Source organism: Caballeronia sp. GACF4 (assembly GCF_023631025.1).
GTDB lineage: Bacteria > Pseudomonadota > Gammaproteobacteria > Burkholderiales > Burkholderiaceae > Caballeronia.
On the sequence record NZ_JALQDW010000009.1, the window covers coordinates 124,377 to 143,339 of the forward strand.

Genomic DNA, 18,963 nt, shown 5'->3' on the forward strand with positions numbered 1-18,963 from the left:
AACAAATACCGCGATTCATCATACAAAATTTATGCAAAGCGCCGGCTTGAAAAGAATTCGCGTATCGTAGAAACCGCTTTAGAAACTCCCGCCAAGCCCTAGCGTACGGCCCTGTGCGGCTCACAGACGATTGCGCCCTCGTGGGGGAAGCGTCGAAACTGATTCATCCGTGCAACATCGCATGCTTGGCGACTGTTCAGACGTTTCATCTGAATCGGAAATTTTTGGTTAATCTTCGATCCGGCGCCTACTCTCCAATTGATTAATTAGCTGTCTCGAATTAGATAAGTTTTGGAACGCTAATAATATTTCCTGGATTATATGAGCGCGCCAATTCGGATTATCAAAAACGCTTTGGACGCGGGAATCAAAAGCCGAATTTAATTAACTTTTGAAAGATTTCCTAAGACCTATCCTGCTGCATTGCAAGGCCGCGTTTCGCCGCAAACCACCGTGCACGTTAGACGTGCGCAGCGTGCTTATCCGCCAATGATTAGTCATTTGCGGCGGTTTCTGTTCTGAGCCCCTTTTTTGAATGACCGATTGAAAGAATCTGTAATCTGCAATGCCTGATTCACAATTAATGGGCGTAATCGCGTATTTGACTGATCAGCGAATTCTTCGCACCGGGTCCCGCGCCGGCGGTCAACTTTTCCGCGCCGGCCGGGACCTTCGTTACGATTTGGAACGCCTCGGGTGTTTCACTCCTGATAAGCGCGCGGTCGTGCTCGAAGATCGGTCTTTTCGACACAATGAAGCTGCTATCGCACGCCGGTGGCCTGTATTCATCGGACGAAGCGGGCTTGCACGTGCGCACGCGCACGCAGCGGATGAAGAAGTGGACGGCATCATCGCTTCTGAGCGGCGCCACGCGCGCGCGAGAAACGTTTCAGTTTCGTAGCATCGGCGGCGCTTGGCGTCACGGCTTGCTCCTCATATCTCCCATACGGCCAAGGTCACGCGAACGATGAACGGATTACTCGCACCCCGCTTCACCGCCCTTCGCGTTGGCTGCCTCGCGTTTGCGCTCGCCTTCCTTGCTTCGATGACCGGCTGCGACGACGCCGCGTCCGAGGAAGCGGCGCCTGCCGCCAGCGCGGTGATCATCGACGGCGCCGCGTGGATTCCCTGCGCCGCCGAATACGGCGTCTGCACATTCGAAGGCGCCACGCGCGTGCTGTACGGCACGCCCGCGCAACACGCGATCAAGACCTTCACGGGCAGCGCACGCTGCGACAACAGCGCCTTCGACGACCCCGCTCCCGGCGTCGAAAAACATTGCTGGTATGCGAGCACGACCAAGACGGCAGCGCCCCGCGCGCAGTCCGCCGCGGCCGAACAACAAACCGCTCCCGCCGATACCCCGCCGCTTCGCTGCAGCGCGCCGACACCGCCCGTATCGGCGTCAGTGAGCGGCGATATGCTCGAAGCGGACACGCCCGGCAGCGACGGCACGCGCATGTTCGCGCTGAAGACGCCGGTGCGCGTGGCCATCACCACGCGCGCCAAGGGCGCCGATACCGTCACATGGCAGATCCGCGACGCATGGAACACGGTCAAGGCGAGCGGCCAGTTTGCCGTCGATGCGCGCCCCGCGACTACTACGATCGTCTGCACGTCGGAGGCGGCGGGTTACTTCGCGGTGAGCGCATCGCTCAAGTCGGGTAAGAGCGCGTTGCCAACGCGCGGCACACGGCCCACCGGCATCGCCACGTTCGGTGTGCTGCCGGTGGTGGCTCCGGCGCTGCCGCCCGTGGCGTTCGAGCATCCGGATCAGCATCGCTTCGGCGGACAAGGCGCGGCGTATCTCAAGCCGGGTCAAAGCTGCTGTTCCGGCGACGGTTATCGTCCGCTCTATCCCGAGCTAGGTCTCACTTGGGTCAACGACAACCGCAACTGGTACATGACCGAGGAAAAAGGCCCGAACACGTTCAACGCGGCAGCGGACAACCTCGCGCCCTACTTCAAGCCGGGCGATCTGCTGCGCCTCATCCAGCTCGATGGCATTCCCGCATGGGCGAGCCCCACGCACGAGCGCACGCACAGCTACGCGCCTTCCTCGCTCGATGCATACAGCGCCTACATGAAACGTGTCGGCGTGGAATCGAACGCGGTTAGAAAGCGCTGGTTCCCGCAGCAAGCGCACAACTACTACCAGGTCACATGGGAACCGGACTACGAAGGCGGTCTGCCCTGGCGCGACACGGACGCCAATCTCGTCGCGATGTACAAGGCCACCGCCGAGGCCATTCACGCGGGAGACCCCAACGCCGTCGTAATGGGCCTGACGCTGTCGAATCTGGCCTCGAACACGACGTGGCTCAAGCGTCTGGCGCCGCTTGGCATCGGCAAGTATCTGGATGGCGTGAGCGCGCATGGTTATTACGACGTGGGCACGTCGCCGTCGCACCCGCCGGAACGTTTCGATGCCGACGCTTCCACCGTATCGAAAGCGATGCCCGCCGCGATGCGCGAGCTGCGCCGCACGATGACCGAAGTCGTGAAGCCGGGCGCAAAGCTCTTCGTCACCGAGACAGGTATCAGCTACGACCTGAACACGAAGTACGGCCCGGCGACGCCGAACTGGAACGTGCTCTATGCACAAGGCGCGGTGACGGCGCGCGCGCATCTGATATTGCTTGGCGAAGGCGCGGACGTGAGCTTCGTGTTCTATTCCGCCGATCCGCCCGAGGTGGGCTATGGCGTGTTCTTCGATCTCGTGAATGCGCAAGGCGGCTACGGGCAGACGCAGATCAGCCCGAAGCCCGCCGCGATGGCCGTGGCCGCCATGACGCGTCTGATCGACGGCACGACCACGCTCGGCTATGTAAACGGCACGCCCAAAGGCGTCTATGCCTACGCGTTCCAGCGGCTGAACGGCGGCAAGGTGGTCACCGCGCTCTGGACCCATAGCAATGCGATATGGCCGGGACCAAAGGGCTTCGATGCGTCGCATGGAGCGAACTACAGCCTCATCGTCGATGCGCCCGCGAAGTCCGGCACGGTGACGGTATTCGACATGATGGGCAATGCATCGGCCATGAAGTACAGCGACGGGCGCCTGCCGCTCGTGCTGACCGAGGCGCCCATATACGTCGTCTCCGATAACGCCGATGCCATGCGCGCCAACGTCACGACGCCCGCCGGATACACGGGTCGATGAGCCCTTGGCGAACGGAAAACGCGTGGCACACGTGGACGATCTTTCGGCGCTTTTCGCCAGTGTCGTGCATGCCTGTCGCGAGAATTCGCGCGCTACACTGAACGCGCGCCGTGCATATCGCGCGAGCAGCATCCATAACGATTAAAAGCAAAGACCAATGGAGCAGCAATGCTGAACGTGGACGATTTCATGACGGTGGTCCGGCTCACGCCGCTCATTTCGATCGACCTGATCGTGACCGACGGCAACCGCCGGGTTCTGGTCGGTCATCGCCGCAATCGACCCGCACAGGGCACGTGGTTCGTGCCGGGCGGGCGCGTGGACAAGGACGAATCGCTCGATGCCGCGTTCAAGCGCGTCGTCAGTAACGAACTGGGCGTGGCGAGCGTCGAGCGTTCGTCGTCGCGCTTTTATGGCGTGTTCGAGCATCGCTACGACGATAACTTCGCCGGCGAGCCCGGCTTCGGCACGCACTACATCGTGCTTGCCTACGCGATGAACCTGAGCGGCACGGTGCCCATCGGCCGCTTCGATCAGCACAGCGATTATCGATGGCTGCTGCCCGATGAACTGCTCGCACGCGAAGACGTGCACGAGAACACGAAGGCTTACTTCCGCTAAGCCGTGCAGCAAAAAAAACGGCGCGCATCGCTGCGCGCCGTTCTCATCGAACCGAAACAGATGATGCTTCAGGCGATGACCGTGGAGTCTTCGCTCGTGTCGTCGACATCCACATCGGTGCGGACTTCTTCTGCTTGCGCCGCTTCCAGCTTGCCGAAATGCGCGTTCAGGTAGGCGGCGAATTCATCGCGCACTTCCGGATGACGCAGGGCGAATTCGACCGTCGCCTTCAGATAGCCGAGCTTGCTGCCGCAGTCGAAACGCTTGCCGTGATAGCGATACGCGAGCACCTGTTCCTGTTCGAGCAACGCGGCAATGGCGTCCGTCAGTTGAATCTCGCCGCCTGCGCCCGGCTTCTGCTGACGCAGGAAGTCGAACACGCGCGGCATCAGCACATAGCGGCCGACCACGCCGAAGTTCGAAGGCGCGAGCGCCGGTTCCGGCTTTTCGACCACGCGCGAGAGCTTGAAGAGACCATCGTCCCAGGGCTTGCCCTCGATCACGCCATACGAGCGCGAATCCTTGCGGTCGATCTCCTCGACGCCGATCACCGACGAATGATAGTGGTCGAACACATCGACCATTTGCGAGAGCACGGGCGGCTTGCCGTCGAGCAGGTCGTCCGCGAGCACGACCGCGAACGGTTCGCCGCCGACGAGCTTTTCCGCGCACAACACGGCGTGACCGAGACCGAGCGCTTCGGCCTGACGCACGTACATGCAGGTGACATGGCTCGGCAAGATGCCGCGCACGAGTTCGAGCAACTTGTCCTTGCCGCGCGCTTCGAGTTCGGCTTCGACTTCATAGGACTTGTCGAAGTGGTCTTCGATTGCGCGCTTGCTGCGCCCGGTCACGAAGATCATCTCCGTGATGCCAGCGGCCATCGCTTCTTCGACCGCGTACTGAATCAGCGGCTTGTCCACGACGGGCAGCATTTCCTTCGGACTCGCCTTCGTTGCGGGCAGGAAGCGCGTGCCGAGACCGGCTACTGGGAATACCGCCTTGCGTACCTTGAGCATCGGCTCACCTCGGTTGTCGGTTGCACGAGGCGTTGCGACGCGTCTTGGAGCGTTCGCGGCCGCCTCTTGTTGTGGGATATGTAGTGGAATCAATCGCCCGATTTCATCAGACGACATGAGTGATGCCAGCTTATCGTCCGAATATCGAAATCATCTGCCAACAGTTCGCCATTATCCGACGATGGCGACGGCGTTTGCTGCCTGCCGCGTATAGTGCCACGCATATAGCTTGGTTTTCCCTCTGCTTTTCGCTCCACCAGGGAGATTACGACACAGGGGATGAACAGGAGAAAGTCGATGGTATATGCCAACGGTATGGGCCGGCTGCAGGTCGTGCGCTCGCCCGAAACCGACGCGCCGCCCGCCGATGTGGCCAGCATGGCGAAGCGAATCGGCATTCTGATCTTCGAGGACTTCTCGCTCGTCGAAGTCAGTTCTATTTCTGAAGTCTTTTCGCTTGCCAACCAGGTTCGCCTGCCTGCTCATGCGGGCTCGAACGCTGCGGCGCCGAACTATTCGCTGATGTTCGTGTCCAGTGAAGGCGGGAGCGTGGCGAGCAGCTGTTCCATGCGCATCTGGAGCGAAAGCCTCGAAAACCGCTGGATGAACGAGTGCGATGCCCTTTTCATCGCGGGCGGCGAAGGCGCGCGGCACGCGCGGCACGACGTCATGTTGCGCAAACGCCTTGGGCGTATTGCACCGAAGATCCCGTTCATCAAGGCTATCGGCGAAGGCGCGCACATTCTGGCGGCGGCGAATCTCACGCTGCAGAACCGTTCGCTCGATTTCGGCGATGAACCCGCGCAGGACGCGTTGTCCTCGGCCTTGTCGCCTGCGTTGTCGAACGCACTTTTCATCGCGGAACAAACGCTTACGCTGGACGATCCTAAAGGCCCGATCGCGGCGGCGTTGTCCATCATCAAGCGCGATCACGGCGCGGCGGTAGCGCGCGAAGTGTCGGAGCGCACGCTGCCGGGCGCGTGGCAAAAGCTTGCAACCGTGCTGGAAGACACCGACAGCGGCGGCGTGCGCCAGAAGATCGACGCAGCCGCGCGCTGGATGCGCGAGAACTACGTGAAGCCGATTTCGATCACCGATGCGGCACGCGTCGCGGCCATGAGCGAACGCAACTTCCTGCGCCGCTTCAAGGCGCAAATCGGGCTCACGCCTTCTGAATATCTCTTGCGCGCGCGACTGGACGCGAGTTGCATGCTTCTTGCGGGAACGGACTTACCGGTGGACAAGATTGCGCGCCGATGCGGCGCGGGCAGTGGCGACGGCCTCGCGAAGATCTTTCGCAAGCGGCTGTCGATCTCGCCGACGGAATACCGCATGGCGGGACGGCGCAAGCAAGCGGCCGACACGACATAGACTTTATGGCGACATAAGCTTAAACAGCGCATGGACCGATGCGCGCCAGGACGGGGTAACGAAAAAGGCATGGAAACGAAAATACTCTGGATTTTTTCCAATCTCGGCGACGCGGCGCTTCTTTTGCCGCTCGCACTCGTTTGCGCACTGTGGTTGCGCTCGGTGGACATGCGGCTCGCCATTCGCTGGGCCGTGCTGCTGACGGCCGGCATGGGATTGGTCGGCCTTTCGAAGATTCTCTATGCAGGCTGTGGCCTCGAAGTGCCGGCCATCGAATTTCGTATGATCAGCGGGCACACCATGCTCGCGGCATCGATCTATACGGTCGCCGCAGGCTTGCTCGCGGGCGGGCTCGGAAGAGCGTGGTATCTCCTGGGCGCGGCAGCGGGACTAGTACTCGCGGCGCTGATCGGCGCAAGTCGTATTCTGCAGGACGCGCACACGCCCGCTGAAGTCGTGGCTGGCTGGCTGCTCGGCGGCCTCATCGCCTTCCTGTTGTTGCGCCATGTGTTTGCCGTGCCGCGCAAGATGCCGCGCGCGCTCGTGGCGGGCCTCGGGCTGCTCGCCGTCTCTTCGATCGCTTACGGCCATCACGCGCCGTTCCAGCGGATGATCGAACACTACTCGTGGTGGCTGTGCCGCGGACTCGGACTGTCGTGATCGTGCGCGCCGGCCACGGTTACTGCGCGGCTGGCGGGTTCCAAAGTATGATCCCCGCTTGATCAACAGTTCGACCGCCGTGCATGCCTGCATCTTTTGCGCGCGCGGCCGTGATTGCAGACGAGTATGGATCGCTTTCTCGCCATGAAGGTCTTTGCGCGCGTCGTCGAGGCGGGCAGCTTCTCCAAGGCTGCCGATGCGCTGCGCCTGCCGCCCGCGAGCGTATCGCGCACGCTGCAAGCGCTCGAGGCGCATCTCGGCGCACGCCTCATCAATCGCACCACACGCAGCATCAGCATCACCGAAGACGGCGAGGCTTACTACGATCGCTGCGTGCGCGTGCTGGGCGAGATCGATGACATGGAAGCGTCGCTCTCGCATTCGAAGCTCAGTCCCAAGGGCAACGTCAAGGTCAGCCTGCCACAGGTCATGGCGAAGAGCACCATCATTCCCGCCTTGCCGGAATTCTTCGCGGCTTATCCGGATATCGGCGTCGAATTGCTTTTGACGGACCGCTCGGTCGATCTCGTCGAGGAAGCCGTGGATTGCGTGGTGCGCGTGGGCGCGGTCGGCGATGTCGGCCTCGTGGCCAAGCGCATTGGCGCGTATTCGCAGATCACGTGCGCATCGCCCGGCTATCTCGAGAAGTACGGCACGCCGCGCACGCTCGACGATCTCGAACAGCATCTCGCGGTCGGCTACGTGCTCAACAAGTCGGGGCGCGTGCGCAACTGGGAATTCGTCGTCGATAACGAAACGCGCACCATCGCGATGAAGCACAAGATCGCGGTGAACGACGGCGATTCGTACATTGCGTGCGGCGTCTCGGGCCTCGGACTCATCCAGAGTTCGAGCTACACGCTCGACCCTTATGTGAAAAGCGGCGCGCTCGTGGAAGTGCTGAACGAGTATCCGTCGTATGCGCGCGTGGTGTCGGTGCTGTATGCGGCGAACCGGCATCAGCCACGGCGCGTGCGCGTGTTCATCGACTGGGTGGCGGAGCTGTATGGACGCTTGCCCGCGTTTCAGGCGAGCGGCAAAACGGTCTCGCCGTCGTGACGATCGGCATGGTGCGCCAGTCGTAGGCGCCATACACACGTTCGAGCGCGCGAAGGTCCTGCGCTCTGGCACTCGCGTGAATCCCTTGCAGCTCGCTCAGTTCGAACTCCACTGCATGACAGTTGGCGTAGTCGCGCGAGCGTAACGCTGCGCCGATGGTCGTGAAGAAAGCCGTCGTCGGCACGTCGAAGCCCGCTGCGATATGCAGCGCGGCGGTATCGGGCGTCGCCAGATAACAGGCGTGTCCGATCCACGCGATGAATTCCGCCGTATCCCTGGAACGCGCCGCGATGTCGCGATAGTGCGGGTGATCGATCGCGCCGAAGCCATACACGGGCAAGCCGAATTCGTCCCACAGACGCGCGACGATGCGCCCACGCGCCGCCTGCGGCACGCTGCGCACTGGCGTGCTCGCGTTGGGACAGAACAGCACATACGCCGCGTCGTCTGCGTGACGCGCGGGCAAGGGCAAGGCCAGATCACGCAGCCAGCGATTGCGCTTGTCTTCCGGCGCTACGCTTAGCGGGTCCACGCCTAACGCGCGGATGAAGAAATCGATCATCGGCATCGAGGCGAAGCTCAGCCAGAAGAGATGATTGCCGAGGTCGATCTTCGGTTCATCGGCGGGCAGGCTTGCGAGCGGCACCGGCAGATCGATCACATCGCCCCCGACGAGCGGCGCGGCCAGTTCATACAAGCGCTTCACGTAGCCTGGCGCATGAGCCGGCCGATAAATCGTGAACGTGAGATGCGGCCAGTGTCGCTTGATTGCGAAGAGCGCGGACAGGCCGATGATCGAATCGCCCAGCGTCACACCGAACGCGTTGATGAGATGAACGCGGCGCGCGGCTGCATAGTTCGCCGTGAAGGGAGTGGAGACGGCGCAGAGAATGTCGCGCCGCGCGTCATGTAATGACGTGAAGCCGGAGGCATCGCTACCGGTGGCTTCGAGATCGTAGGACGCGACGATCTCGCCGTGCCTCGATAACAACGAACCCGCATGGGTCAGCGCATGGACTTCGTCGAAAGTCGTCATGCGCTGTTGGCTCCGTCAGAGCGACGCGCCGCGCTCGTTGGCCACTTTCGCCACTTTCGCAACCGGCACGCTCTGCAGCGTGGGGTTGGTCACCGTCTGATACTCCGGCACCCAGCGACGCAGATCGCGCCGCACTTCGTCATCCGCGAGCACGCGATGCTGCATGAGCCACGGCAACAACTCGTCGATGAAGTTTTCTGGCACACCTCGCGCCTGCGCGATCCGCAGTTTGGGATGCGGCGTGCGCGTGGTGGTTTCGTCGTCGGCGAGTAGTTCCTCGTAAAGCTTCTCGCCCGGCCGCAAGCCGGTGAACACGATGCGAATCTGTTCTTCGCTGTAACCGTAGAGCCGGATCAGATCGCGCGCCAGATCGACGATCTTCACGGGCTGACCCATATCCAGAATGAAAATCTCGCCGCCACGTCCCATGCTCGACGCCTGCAACACGAGTTGCGCGGCTTCGGGAATGGTCATGAAGAAGCGCGTGATTTCCGGATGCGTCACCGTGACCGGGCCGCCCTTCGCAATCTGCTGCTGGAACTTGGGGATCACGCTGCCCGCGCTGCCGAGCACATTGCCGAAGCGCACCGTCTCGAACTGCGTGTGCGGCGCGGCCTGCTGCAAGGCCTGACACGCCATCTCGGCGAGCCGCTTGCTGGCGCCCATCACGTTGGTCGGGTTGACGGCCTTGTCGGTGGAAATCAAAACGAAGTGGCGCACGTCATGGCGAATCGCCGCGCGCGCGACGCGCAGCGTGCCGAGCACGTTATTGCGCACGGCTTGCCAGGCGTTCTGCTCTTCCATCAGCGGCACGTGCTTGTAGGCGGCCGCATGAAACACGATATGCGGCGCAAAGCGCGCCATGGTCTGATCGAGCAGCAGCGAATCCTTGGCGTCGCCGACGACCGGAATCACCGAGCAATCCGTGAATTTCTCGTGCAACTCCTCGATCAGGCGATACATCGCGTATTCGCTCAGATCGTAGGCGACGAGTTGCGCCGGCGAGAAACGCAGAATCTGCCGGCAGAGTTCCGAGCCGATAGAACCGCCCGCGCCCGTCACCATTACTACACGACCGTGCAGCAACTGTTCGACGTGCGGCATGTCGATTTTGACGGGCTCGCGGCCGAGCAAATCCTCGAGATCGATCTGCCGCACGCGCGACAGGAAACCGCCCTCGCCTTGCGTCAATTGACTGAGCGCGGGCAGCACCATGACCTTCACGCCCGCGCGCACGCACAGCGTGGCGACGCGACGCTGCTCTTCCGCCGATGCCGAGGGAATCGCGATGATGGCGTAATCGGTCTTGTATTGCTCCGCGACCTGCTGCAAGTCGCCGAAACTGCCGAGCACCTTGTGGCCGAGCACTTCGCGGCCTTGCTTCGAGCGATCGTCATCGAGCAGGCCGACCAGACGCCATTCGCTCGAACGCGCAAGTTCACGCGCCAGCATGGCGCCCGCAGTGCCCGCGCCGAGTACGATCACAGGCTTGCCCTGCCCGACGAGCCCGCCATAGAGATAGAACTCCTTGGTCGCACGATAGAGCGCGCGCGCGCCGCCCATTGCGAGAAACAGCAACAGCGGCTCGACGATCAGCACCGAGCGAGGAATGACCGGCGTTGGTTGCGCCATGACCGCGCCGATCATGACGACGAGCGCGCCGACGGCGACCGACTTCGAAATGCGCATCAGATCGGGCAGACTCGCGAACACCCACATGCCACGATAGAGGCCGAAGACGCGGAACATGACGCCGTAGACAGGCAGCACCCAGATGAGCGCCATGAATGCGCCGTGCTGAAACTCGGGCGGCACGGCGCCGTTGAAGCGGATCATGTAGGCGACGAGCCATGTCGCGGCAACCGCGCACAGATCGAACGCGAAGGCTCCGGCGGAAAGCCAAGGAGCTTTGTATCGAATCATCCGCGTGTACCTCTAGGTTGTCCGGAGTGAAGCGCTTGATGACGGCGCCAGCAAACATCGACGACTGAGCCTGCCGCCACGACAACGACCACCCATACTGCGACCGCCAGCCACTGACTCGCGGGAGACCACGCGAGCGCCGAGATGGCGAGCACGACGCCCGCGAGCATCAGCACATACCACGCAAGCGCCGTCCGCGCGTGGCCGGCGCCGGCTTGAACCATGCGTTGATAGTAATGCTCCCGGTGAGCCTGCCAGAACCTTTCTCCGCGCGCGAGACGCTTGAGCAGCGTCACCGACGCGTCGCCGATGAACGGCGAAAACACCAGCGCCGGAAACCAAACGGGCCACGTGCCCTTGAGCCAGCCCCAATATCCGAGTGCTCCAGCCAAGAATCCTAAGGGAATCGACCCCGAATCTCCCAGAAAAATCCTAGCCGGATGAAAATTGAATAGCAAGAAGCCCGCTGCGGCACCGGCGAGCGCCGCGCTCGCGACGCCTAAATCGATCTGCGGCACGGGCCCGGAGAGCGCCGCGACGGCGTAACCGCCGAAACCGAATAGCGCCATGCCGCCTGCAAGGCCGTCGGAGCCATCCATGAAGTTGTAGAGGTTGACGAGCCAGACCATGAGGAAGCCGACGGCAACCAGCGCCCACCAAGGCACCGGCGCGGGATTCAGCGCGATGAGCAGCGCAACGGCGGCCACGTGCGCGCCGAAGCGCACGCGGGCGGGCAAGCCGCGACGATCGTCGATTTGCGATACAGCCGCGAGCACCACGGTCAAGAGCGCGGCAAGCCACAGCGTGGGCGTGGCGACCAGCATGGCGATGACGGCAACCGGAACGATTCCCCATCCGCCGACACGCGGCGTCGGACGGCTATGAAGCGAACGTTCGTTCGGAAAATCAGTGGCGAGGCGCCAGGCCAAGCCCGTGCGAAGCAAGGCTGAGAGGATCGCGGCGCATGCTGCGAGCGATCCCGCTGCGACTAAAGCAGCGGCAATCCATGGAGAACTGACGACAAAAGGTGACAGCGGCTGGGTCATTTCCCGGAAGTTGCAAGGTGAGGTTCTTTCGACTGTGACAAATCATGCCCTCTTCGACGCGGCGCGCGTGTTACCGGGGCTTGTCCGTTGTTACCGGACGTTAACTCGACATAATTAGCTCGGAATTATGTTTTCTGCAGACGATACGCGCGATACCAGTCCGCCGTTGCGGCGAGGCCTTCGTCGAGCGTGTACGGCGGGCGCCAGCCTAGCACATCGCGGATGTGAGTCGAGTCGATCTGGAGGCTGCCGGTCAGGCGAGCGATTTGAGGAGATTTGCCGGTGAGTCTGCCTGCCAGTTTCAAGGCGCCGACCGGCACGGAGACCAGCCGCGCGGGCTTATGCAGATGATGCCCTAGACGCCGGGCGAGGTCTGCGACACCGGGATCTTCGCCGTCGGTGATGTGGAATAGCTGATTCGCGGCGCGCGGATGCGTGGCGCAGGTGACGAGCGCATCGGCGAGATTCATCACGTAGCAAAGGCTTCTGCGTGCTTCCACCGCGCCGATGGGCAACGGCATGCCCTTGGCGATCGCGTCCATCAGGCTCAGGAAATTGGCGCGCACATCGGGGCCATAGACCAGCGGCGGACGCGCGATCACGATTTCCAGCCCGGTGCGCGCGCCGAACTCCTTCAGCCTGATCTCCGCTTCGAGCTTGGAGACGCCGTATGGATCGGGTGGATGCGGCGTATCGGTTTCCTTTAGCGGACGGCCATCGTCCAGTTCGGCGAGCGCCTTGATGCTGCTCACGAAGACCAAGCGCCGCGCGCCTGCGCGATGTGCCGCGTCGGCGACGCTGAGGGTGCCATCGACGTTGATTGCGCGAAAGGCGGCGAGCGGGTCGGTGGCCGCGTCGCTCATGACGTGGACGCGCGCGGCCAGATGAATCACCGACGCGCACTTTTCGAAGGATGCGGGCGTGACTGCATCGAGCGAGCCGATGTGCACGGGCGTGACGCCCGGCTCGACCGCTGCAGCCTCGCGCACGATGCCTACAGGCTCTTTGCCCGCATCGAGCAGCAAGCGCGACACGGCCCGCCCGACGAACCCGTTTGCTCCGGTCACGCCGATGCGCTCGCTCATAGCCATTTCCAGCCGAAGCGGTTGAAGAACCTGCACGCCGATGTGACGAAGAGCTTGATGTGTTTGAAGCCCTTGCGCGCCGCGTCGCCGCCATGATGCAGCACGCGTACCGAGGGCACGTAGGCCACGCGGGCGATTTCGTGGGTACGCAGGCTCAGGTCGTAGTCTTCGAAATAGAGGAAATAGCGCGGGTCGAAGCCGCCGAGTTTTTTGAGAACCTCGGTGCGGAATAGCATGAAGCAGCCGCTGACGATGGGCGGGTCCCAGAGGATGTTTTCGTCGTTGATGACGTCGCGCATTTCGTAACGGGCCAGGCGGTTTTCAAAGGGCGCGCGAAGGCGTGCTGGGAGAAAGCCGCGCACGAAAAGATCGAGGACGGTTGGGAAGCGGCGGCAGAGGAATTGTTGGTGGCCGGTGTCGTCGATGATGAACGGGGAAAGCAGGCCGACTTCCGGATGCGCGTCCATGAAGTCGATGGCGTGGATGAGCGCGCTACTTTCCAGTTCGATGTCTGGGTTCAAAATTAGATGGTAACGGCTCGCAGTTAGCTCGATCACAAGGTTGTGGCCGCGGCCGTAGCCGACGTTGCCGTGTCCTTCGACGACGTTCGTTTGCAACTGGGCTCCGTCGGTAAGCTGCGCCCAATCAATGCGCTCATCCGTTCCGTTGTTTATGAGGTACAGCGGCACGGACTTGGCCTGACTCTGCTTCAGGAAGCAATCTAGCGCAGTGTCGAGTGTTTGCAAGGTACGCTCTAGCATTGCACGATGCGGCCGGTAGACGACGAGAGATACGCTTATTGGTTGGGGCGAGCTTGCGTTGGCGGGATTGGGGTTCAACTGCTTCCTTGGAGACGGGATATCTAAAGTTGCCGCGGTTGTAGTTTGGATAACGTGAGGCGATATTTTCGCTGAAATGAACCACTCGTAGCAAATAATCAAAGGATTCATGCTGCCGGAATACTTCGACGCTGCAAAAGACGCCGTGAGAATCGGCGTGATCTTCCATTTTGCGCCTCTGCTCAGTCGTTTAATAAGATAGTTGTGTGGCTGTGGTAAACAACCGCCACGCGCCACCATCACGTCGTTAGGATTACTACAATCATAGACTGCGGATGGACTGTTCGGCATCGTGAAAAGCGCCGAAAGGATGATGAGCAGAGCACAATAACAATCCTCGCCTTCGCCTGCCGATATGGAGCTATAACAGCAGTCATTGAGCGGGGATGCGACGAATTGTCAGGCGACACACCGATCCCGCCAACGATTCGAACGCAATCCAAGATGGACGAACATTCGAGACTGAACGCCTGCCAGCCATACCTGTCGCGTGCCGAGGCAGCCCTTGCTGCGGTTATCATGCTCTTCATTCTGCCCCTCGGCCGTCGCTGGCATGACTTCCGTCAGGAAATCGGCACGGAAAATCTCGACGCCGCTTATCACTCGCTGTTGACTGTGACGGCGTTGACGCATGTGCCCCTCGCCGAAAGCAGGCTGCTGCCGCTCGTGACGCTCGCGAATCCGCGCGACAAGCGCATCCGCTGGGGAGCGACCGTGCCTAATAAGGATGGCGACTACTACATCTATACGTCGTTTCCGCCGCTGGCTTCTTCGTTCCGGCACTGCCGTCCAAGACGCAGCTTCTGCTGACGGGGCAGCCGACGACGCTCGCGTCGATGATCGTGTTCAACTGCATGCTCGGCCTGATCGCCGCCTTACTGCTGTTTCGGCTAACGTGCCGCGTCGCTCTTGCAAGCGGCGTCGATGCGAAGGGACTCACCATCGCCGGGACGGCCGCCGTCTCCGTTTGCTGTTTTCGCGCCAGGGCTTGCTCTCGTTCGGCCTTGTGTACTGGAATCAGCCGCTCGATGAACTGCTCCTGATCGCGCAGTTGCTCGTCATGTTCGACTTGCTCCGGGCCGACGGCGAACCGCGACGCAAACTGCTCGCCACGCCGTGCGCGATGTCGTTCCTCACCGCGTTCGTCGAGTGGACGGGCTTTGTCGTCAATGCGTTGTTCGTCGTGTGCCTGGTGTGCGCGCGCCGCGTGCGTCCGGAGTTCGGACGGCATGCACTCAGCATCGCGCTCGCCACGGCGCTCGCGGGCGCCTTGATCGTCGCGCACTTCGCGTTGTCGCTTGATATGCTCGATACTGCAAAGGTGATGGTCGCGCGCATCAAGGTGCGCAGTTTTCAGGACTCGGTGTCGTAGACAGATCTGTTTAGAGGGTACGCGACATCGTTCGGCGCGCTCTTGCCGATGGCGCTGGCGGGCGGTTTCATCGCGCTCGCCGCGCTTCGGTCGCTCGGTCCGACCGGTTCGCAGCGCGTGCCGGCAGCCGCCTCCGGCGTGCGTCTGACGCTAATCGTGCTGGCGCTGTCCGCCGTGCCGTTCGCAGAAAACTTGCTGTTCATGCCGCACGCGGTCAAGTATTCGTTCGACCGCCTGAAGTTCACCGTGCCGCTCAGCCTCTGTCTCACCTTCGTCTGGACTCGCTTCGAGCCGCCGGCCGCCGTACGCTCGCGGCGGTCTGGTTACTCCTCGCCGTGGCGGCCGCATGGCAGAACGTGCAGGCGTATCGCGGGGCCAACGCGCAATACGGCGACTGGAGCGGATCAACGCGCAAAATCGGGCGCTCGTCGCGCAGGCAACGGCGCGGGTCGACCTGCGATGCGCGCTTCTCGGCAGCGAAGGCCCCGTGCGCGACTACACCGAGATTGCGTTCGGCCGCTCGGTGTTCGAGAGTCCGGAGAAGGCGGCGTACGTCGGCGCGGCGCGTGCGGCGAACGCTTGCGCGACCGTCTTCGTGAATCAGGAGGCCTTGTTCCACGACAGCCCCCGCTTCGGGCAAATTACGATCGTCCGCGACGGTGCACCCAAGGTCGTTATGCGTCTGTGACGCGCCGGGCCGTCCGCGCTCGTGCAGACCTCCGCCACGCTTTGACGACGCGGTGGCCCGGAGGAGACGCGTCGCTTACAATACGTTTTTTTGCGAACATTGCCCGATAATGGTGCCCTTTCCCATTTTGCTGTCGGTGGTCTTGCTCGTCCGCAATCGCGGCCCGGAACTCGGGGCTATCGTCGACGAAGTCGCGAAAACGGTCAGCGGCCTCGTCAGCGACTACGAACTGATCATTGTCGATAACGCTTCCGAAGACGACAGCGTCGCCGTGCTGCGTCAGCTCACTGCCGAATCGGGACAGCCGAATCTTCAAGTGTATGCGCTAACCAAGGAAGTCGATGCGGACACCGCGTTCTGGGCCGGCCTCGAGAATGGTCTGGGCGACTTCGTCGCCGTGCTCGATCCGATGCTCGACGACATCTCCATGCTCGCAGTCATGCTGGGAAAGGCTACCGACGGCACCGACATTGTGCTCGCGAATAATCAGCGCAAACCCGCGCAAAGTGCGCCGTATCGGTTCGCGCACGGCGCATTTAATTTGCTCTACCGCTACTTCAGCGGGGCAAGTCTCGCAAGCGATGCACCGCAGTTCCGCGTTATCAGCAAGCGAATCGTCAACTTCATCCTGCAGCATCCGCAGCCGGCCATCACGTACCGGCATCTGCCGATCACCGGCGGTTTCTCGCGCCAGACGCTGCAATACAGCGCGCCGCCGAAGACGCACGGCACCAAGCGGCTCGGCGAAAGCATCGACCGGGGCGTGCGGCTGCTCGTCTCCACGACGCGCGCGCCCATGCGTATGGTCACCACGCTGTCGCTGTTCGGCGCGGGCGCGAACCTGCTGTATTCGGTCTATGTGGTGTTTATCGCGCTGTTCAAGCCGCATGTCGCGGAGGGCTGGGTCAGCCTGTCGCTGCAACAGTCGGGCATGTTCTTCCTGCTGTCGCTCGTACTGCTTGTGCTTGCCGAATACATCCTACACATGGCAAGCCTCTCGACCGACGGTCCGCTTTATCATGTCGGCCAGGAATTCACAAGCGCGCGGATGACGCGGCGCGAAAAGCTGAATATCGAGGACGTGTCGCTTGCGCCCGAACATCGGCCGAAGTCCAGCGCGGCCCGAATCTCCTGATGGCGAACGCTTCGCAGCCGCTGGATGCGGTCATCATCGGCGGCGGTTTCTACGGTTCGGCCATCGCCGTCTATCTGGCTCGGCAACGCGGGCTCCGGCGCATCTGTCTCGTCGAACGGGGCGACGACCTGCTGCAACGCGCGTCCTACAACAATCAGGCCCGCGTCCATAACGGCTATCACTATCCGCGCAGCTTCACCACCGCGTACCGTAGCCGCATCAATCTGCCGAAGTTCGTGCGCGACTGGCCGCAGGCCGTCAAGGCGGATTTCGTGAAGCTGTACGCCATTGCGCGCCGCAATTCGAAAGTCACTGCAAAGCAGTTCCAGCGCTTTTGCCGCGAAACCGGCGCGCGACTGGAACCGGCGGATGCGTCGCTGAAGGCGCTGTTCGAGCCGCGGCTGATTGAAAACGTGTTCGTCGTCCAAGAATACGCGTTCGACTCACGCGAACTCGCCTGCTGGGCGCGACGCGAATTGTTCGAAGCGGCGGTCGACGTCCGGCTGAACATGCGCGCCGAATCCGTCACGCGCACCGGCGACAGCGGCCTGAATGTCGTCGTGCGCGACGCGAACGGCGACGCCGCGACGCTCACCGGGCACTACGTCTTCAACTGCACGTACAGCGGACTGAATCAGTTGACCGGCGAATTTCCGGGCACACGCACGCGGCTCAAGCAGGAAATCACCGAGATGGCGCTCGTGCAGGCGCCGCCGAAGCTCGTGGATATCGGCGTGACGGTCATGGACGGTCCGTTTTTCTCGATGATGCCGTTCCCATCGCGTGGACTGCACACGCTGTCGCACGTGCGTTACACGCCGCATCTGCACTGGGACGACGCCCCTGGCGTCGATCCATACGCGCGTCTCGCGGACTATCCGCGCGAGTCCCGCGTGGACCGCATGATTCGTGACGTCGCGCGCTACATGCCGGCGGTCCGCGACGCGAAGTACGTAGAATCGCTGTTCGAAGTCAAGACCGTGCTCGGCAAGAACGAGGTGGACGACGGTCGCCCCATTCTCTTCGAAAAACACGCCGATCTTCCCGGCTGCTATTCGATTCTCGGCGGGAAGATCGACAACATTTACGATGTGCTCGAAAAGCTGGACGCCGAGTCGTTCGCCGCGGCACCAGTTCAAACCACTTGCTCGTGAAAGGCACCATGACCAACGCGCTTATTGGATTCTCCGGCTTCGTCGGACAGACGTTGCTCAAACAGGGCACTTTCGATTCGCTCTACCGCTCCACTAACATCGGCACGATCGACGGCCAGCGCTTCGACAGCGTCATATGCACCGCCGCGCCGGCGCAGAAATGGATCGCCAATCGCGAACCGGAAGCCGACCTTGGCAACATCGAGGCGCTGATTGCACATCTGAAGACCATCGAGTGCAGGCGTTTCACGCTCATCAGCACGGTGGACGTGTTCAAGACGCCGGTGGGCGTCGATGAAGACACCTTCGTCGACGAAACCGATCTGCACGCTTACGGCAAGAACCGCCGTCATCTTGAGAAGTTCGTCGAGGCGCATTTTCCGGAGCATCTGATCGTGCGGCTGCCGGGTCTCGTCGGGCCGGGTTTGCGCAAGAACGTGATCTTCGACTTCCTGAACGACAACAACGTCGGCATGATCGACAGCCGCGGCGTGTTCCAGTTCTATCCGATGGTCAACCTGGCCTACGACATCGCCATTGCGCGCGACGCGGGACTGAAGCTCGTGCATCTGACGGCCGAACCGATCCGTGTCGCCGACGTGTCGAAGGAAGGCTTCGGCAAGCCGTTCGAACAGGCGATTGGCAACGCTCCGGCCACTTACGACCTGCGCACGAAGCACGGCGCGGTCTTCGGCACGGCGGGCCCGTGGCAATATAGCCGGCGCGAAACGGTTCAGGCGGTGCGCGCCTACGCGCAGTCCGAGCCGCTGACAATCAAAGCGGGAGCATGAC

At 62.1% G+C, this 18,963-nt stretch carries 18 protein-coding genes; 11 read left to right on the plus strand and 7 right to left on the minus strand.

Annotation, left to right across the window (positions count from 1 at the left end):
* Positions 1-967: 967 nt before the first annotated feature.
* Together NCR40_RS10405 and NCR40_RS10410 are read left to right on the plus strand one after the other, a co-directional pair.
* Positions 968-3,163 (plus strand): hypothetical protein, encoded by a 2,196-nt coding sequence (locus NCR40_RS10405; RefSeq protein WP_250509401.1) that lies wholly within the window; start codon positions 968-970, stop codon positions 3,161-3,163.
* 168 nt (positions 3,164-3,331) lie between these two features.
* Positions 3,332-3,784, plus strand: coding sequence for a GDP-mannose mannosyl hydrolase (locus tag NCR40_RS10410; RefSeq protein ID WP_244826052.1), 453 nt, complete (start codon positions 3,332-3,334; stop codon positions 3,782-3,784).
* A 68-nt stretch (positions 3,785-3,852) separates the two neighbouring features.
* Here NCR40_RS10410 and galU read toward each other — a convergent pair whose 3' ends face one another.
* Entirely contained in the window at positions 3,853-4,803 is a 951-nt protein-coding gene (gene galU, locus NCR40_RS10415) for a UTP--glucose-1-phosphate uridylyltransferase GalU (RefSeq protein ID WP_244826053.1), read from the minus strand.
* 297 nt (positions 4,804-5,100) lie between these two features.
* Here galU and NCR40_RS10420 point away from each other — a divergent pair, with 297 nt between their 5' ends.
* The 3 genes from NCR40_RS10420 to NCR40_RS10430 all read left to right on the plus strand — a co-directional run bounded on the left by NCR40_RS10420 (position 5,101) and on the right by NCR40_RS10430 (position 7,893).
* Positions 5,101-6,174 carry a GlxA family transcriptional regulator gene (locus NCR40_RS10420; RefSeq protein ID WP_250509402.1) on the plus strand — a complete coding sequence of 358 codons (1,074 nt, stop codon included), beginning with the start codon at positions 5,101-5,103 and terminating at the stop codon, positions 6,172-6,174.
* Positions 6,175-6,243: 69 nt separating this feature from the next.
* Complete coding sequence (locus NCR40_RS10425) at positions 6,244-6,834, plus strand: phosphatase PAP2 family protein (RefSeq protein ID WP_244826057.1); 591 nt, start codon at positions 6,244-6,246, stop codon at positions 6,832-6,834.
* A gap of 126 nt (positions 6,835-6,960) precedes the next feature.
* Positions 6,961-7,893: a LysR family transcriptional regulator gene (locus tag NCR40_RS10430; RefSeq protein WP_250465414.1), complete on the plus strand. Its 933-nt coding sequence runs from the start codon at positions 6,961-6,963 to the stop codon at positions 7,891-7,893.
* Here NCR40_RS10430 and NCR40_RS10435 read toward each other — a convergent pair.
* The 5 genes from NCR40_RS10435 to NCR40_RS10455 form a co-directional block, all read right to left on the minus strand.
* On the minus strand, positions 7,817-8,929 hold the full coding sequence (locus NCR40_RS10435; RefSeq protein ID WP_250509403.1) for a glycosyltransferase family 9 protein: 1,113 nt from the start codon (positions 8,927-8,929) through the stop codon (positions 7,817-7,819). The two genes, NCR40_RS10430 and NCR40_RS10435, sit on opposite strands and share 77 nt — an antisense overlap.
* A 15-nt stretch (positions 8,930-8,944) precedes the next feature.
* Positions 8,945-10,852: a polysaccharide biosynthesis protein gene (locus NCR40_RS10440; protein WP_250509404.1), complete on the minus strand. Its 1,908-nt coding sequence runs from the start codon at positions 10,850-10,852 to the stop codon at positions 8,945-8,947.
* Entirely contained in the window at positions 10,849-11,898 is a 1,050-nt protein-coding gene (locus NCR40_RS10445) for an MraY family glycosyltransferase (protein WP_250509405.1), read from the minus strand. The genes NCR40_RS10440 and NCR40_RS10445 overlap by 4 nt, the downstream gene beginning before the upstream one ends.
* Before the next feature lie 125 nt (positions 11,899-12,023).
* Positions 12,024-12,983 (minus strand): UDP-glucose 4-epimerase family protein, encoded by a 960-nt coding sequence (locus NCR40_RS10450; RefSeq protein WP_250509406.1) that lies wholly within the window; start codon positions 12,981-12,983, stop codon positions 12,024-12,026.
* Positions 12,980-13,822, minus strand: a complete 843-nt coding sequence (locus tag NCR40_RS10455) for a glycosyltransferase family 2 protein (RefSeq protein WP_250509407.1) — start codon at positions 13,820-13,822, stop codon at positions 12,980-12,982. Before NCR40_RS10455 ends, NCR40_RS10450 begins: the two co-directional genes overlap by 4 nt.
* Before the next feature lie 519 nt (positions 13,823-14,341).
* Between NCR40_RS10455 and NCR40_RS10460 the strand changes: the two genes are divergently transcribed.
* Together NCR40_RS10460 and NCR40_RS10465 are read left to right on the plus strand one after the other, a co-directional pair.
* On the plus strand, positions 14,342-14,632 hold the full coding sequence (locus NCR40_RS10460; RefSeq protein ID WP_250509408.1) for a hypothetical protein: 291 nt from the start codon (positions 14,342-14,344) through the stop codon (positions 14,630-14,632).
* A gap of 157 nt (positions 14,633-14,789) precedes the next feature.
* On the plus strand, positions 14,790-15,194 hold the full coding sequence (locus tag NCR40_RS10465; RefSeq protein WP_250509409.1) for a hypothetical protein: 405 nt from the start codon (positions 14,790-14,792) through the stop codon (positions 15,192-15,194).
* On the opposite strand, the gene NCR40_RS10470 is transcribed toward NCR40_RS10465, so the two are convergent.
* Entirely contained in the window at positions 15,176-15,397 is a 222-nt protein-coding gene (locus NCR40_RS10470; protein WP_250509410.1) for a hypothetical protein, read from the minus strand. The genes NCR40_RS10465 and NCR40_RS10470 overlap by 19 nt on opposite strands.
* Positions 15,398-15,540: 143 nt before the next feature.
* Between NCR40_RS10470 and NCR40_RS10475 the strand changes: the two genes are divergently transcribed.
* The 4 genes from NCR40_RS10475 (at position 15,541) to NCR40_RS10490 (ending at position 18,962) form a co-directional block, all read left to right on the plus strand.
* Positions 15,541-15,882 carry a hypothetical protein gene (locus tag NCR40_RS10475; RefSeq protein WP_250509411.1) on the plus strand — a complete coding sequence of 114 codons (342 nt, stop codon included), beginning with the start codon at positions 15,541-15,543 and terminating at the stop codon, positions 15,880-15,882.
* A 109-nt stretch (positions 15,883-15,991) separates the two neighbouring features.
* Positions 15,992-17,017, plus strand: a complete 1,026-nt coding sequence (locus NCR40_RS10480) for a glycosyltransferase (RefSeq protein WP_250509412.1) — start codon at positions 15,992-15,994, stop codon at positions 17,015-17,017.
* Complete coding sequence (locus NCR40_RS10485; protein ID WP_250509413.1) at positions 17,017-18,171, plus strand: NAD(P)/FAD-dependent oxidoreductase; 1,155 nt, start codon at positions 17,017-17,019, stop codon at positions 18,169-18,171. The genes NCR40_RS10480 and NCR40_RS10485 overlap by 1 nt, the downstream gene beginning before the upstream one ends.
* Before the next feature lie 8 nt (positions 18,172-18,179).
* Positions 18,180-18,962 carry an NAD-dependent epimerase/dehydratase family protein gene (locus NCR40_RS10490; protein ID WP_250509414.1) on the plus strand — a complete coding sequence of 261 codons (783 nt, stop codon included), beginning with the start codon at positions 18,180-18,182 and terminating at the stop codon, positions 18,960-18,962.
* Position 18,963 lies beyond the last annotated feature (1 nt).

What these genes read in the sequence shown, in the direction of transcription:
- NCR40_RS10405 (WP_250509401.1), top strand. Translation starts at nt 968, where the DNA reads ATGAACGGATTACTCGCACCCCGCTTCACCGCCCTTCGCGTTGGCTGC.
- NCR40_RS10410 (WP_244826052.1), top strand. Translation starts at nt 3,332, where the DNA reads ATGCTGAACGTGGACGATTTCATGACGGTGGTCCGGCTCACGCCGCTC.
- galU (WP_244826053.1), bottom strand. Translation starts at nt 4,803, where the DNA reads ATGCTCAAGGTACGCAAGGCGGTATTCCCAGTAGCCGGTCTCGGCACG.
- NCR40_RS10420 (WP_250509402.1), top strand. Translation starts at nt 5,101, where the DNA reads ATGGTATATGCCAACGGTATGGGCCGGCTGCAGGTCGTGCGCTCGCCC.
- NCR40_RS10425 (WP_244826057.1), top strand. Translation starts at nt 6,244, where the DNA reads ATGGAAACGAAAATACTCTGGATTTTTTCCAATCTCGGCGACGCGGCG.
- NCR40_RS10430 (WP_250465414.1), top strand. Translation starts at nt 6,961, where the DNA reads ATGGATCGCTTTCTCGCCATGAAGGTCTTTGCGCGCGTCGTCGAGGCG.
- NCR40_RS10435 (WP_250509403.1), bottom strand. Translation starts at nt 8,929, where the DNA reads ATGACGACTTTCGACGAAGTCCATGCGCTGACCCATGCGGGTTCGTTG.
- NCR40_RS10440 (WP_250509404.1), bottom strand. Translation starts at nt 10,852, where the DNA reads ATGATTCGATACAAAGCTCCTTGGCTTTCCGCCGGAGCCTTCGCGTTC.
- NCR40_RS10445 (WP_250509405.1), bottom strand. Translation starts at nt 11,898, where the DNA reads ATGACCCAGCCGCTGTCACCTTTTGTCGTCAGTTCTCCATGGATTGCC.
- NCR40_RS10450 (WP_250509406.1), bottom strand. Translation starts at nt 12,983, where the DNA reads ATGAGCGAGCGCATCGGCGTGACCGGAGCAAACGGGTTCGTCGGGCGG.
- NCR40_RS10460 (WP_250509408.1), top strand. Translation starts at nt 14,342, where the DNA reads ATGCTCTTCATTCTGCCCCTCGGCCGTCGCTGGCATGACTTCCGTCAG.
- NCR40_RS10470 (WP_250509410.1), bottom strand. Translation starts at nt 15,397, where the DNA reads ATGAACAGCAAGTTTTCTGCGAACGGCACGGCGGACAGCGCCAGCACG.
- NCR40_RS10475 (WP_250509411.1), top strand. Translation starts at nt 15,541, where the DNA reads ATGGCAGAACGTGCAGGCGTATCGCGGGGCCAACGCGCAATACGGCGA.
- NCR40_RS10480 (WP_250509412.1), top strand. Translation starts at nt 15,992, where the DNA reads ATGGTGCCCTTTCCCATTTTGCTGTCGGTGGTCTTGCTCGTCCGCAAT.
- NCR40_RS10485 (WP_250509413.1), top strand. Translation starts at nt 17,017, where the DNA reads ATGGCGAACGCTTCGCAGCCGCTGGATGCGGTCATCATCGGCGGCGGT.
- NCR40_RS10490 (WP_250509414.1), top strand. Translation starts at nt 18,180, where the DNA reads ATGACCAACGCGCTTATTGGATTCTCCGGCTTCGTCGGACAGACGTTG.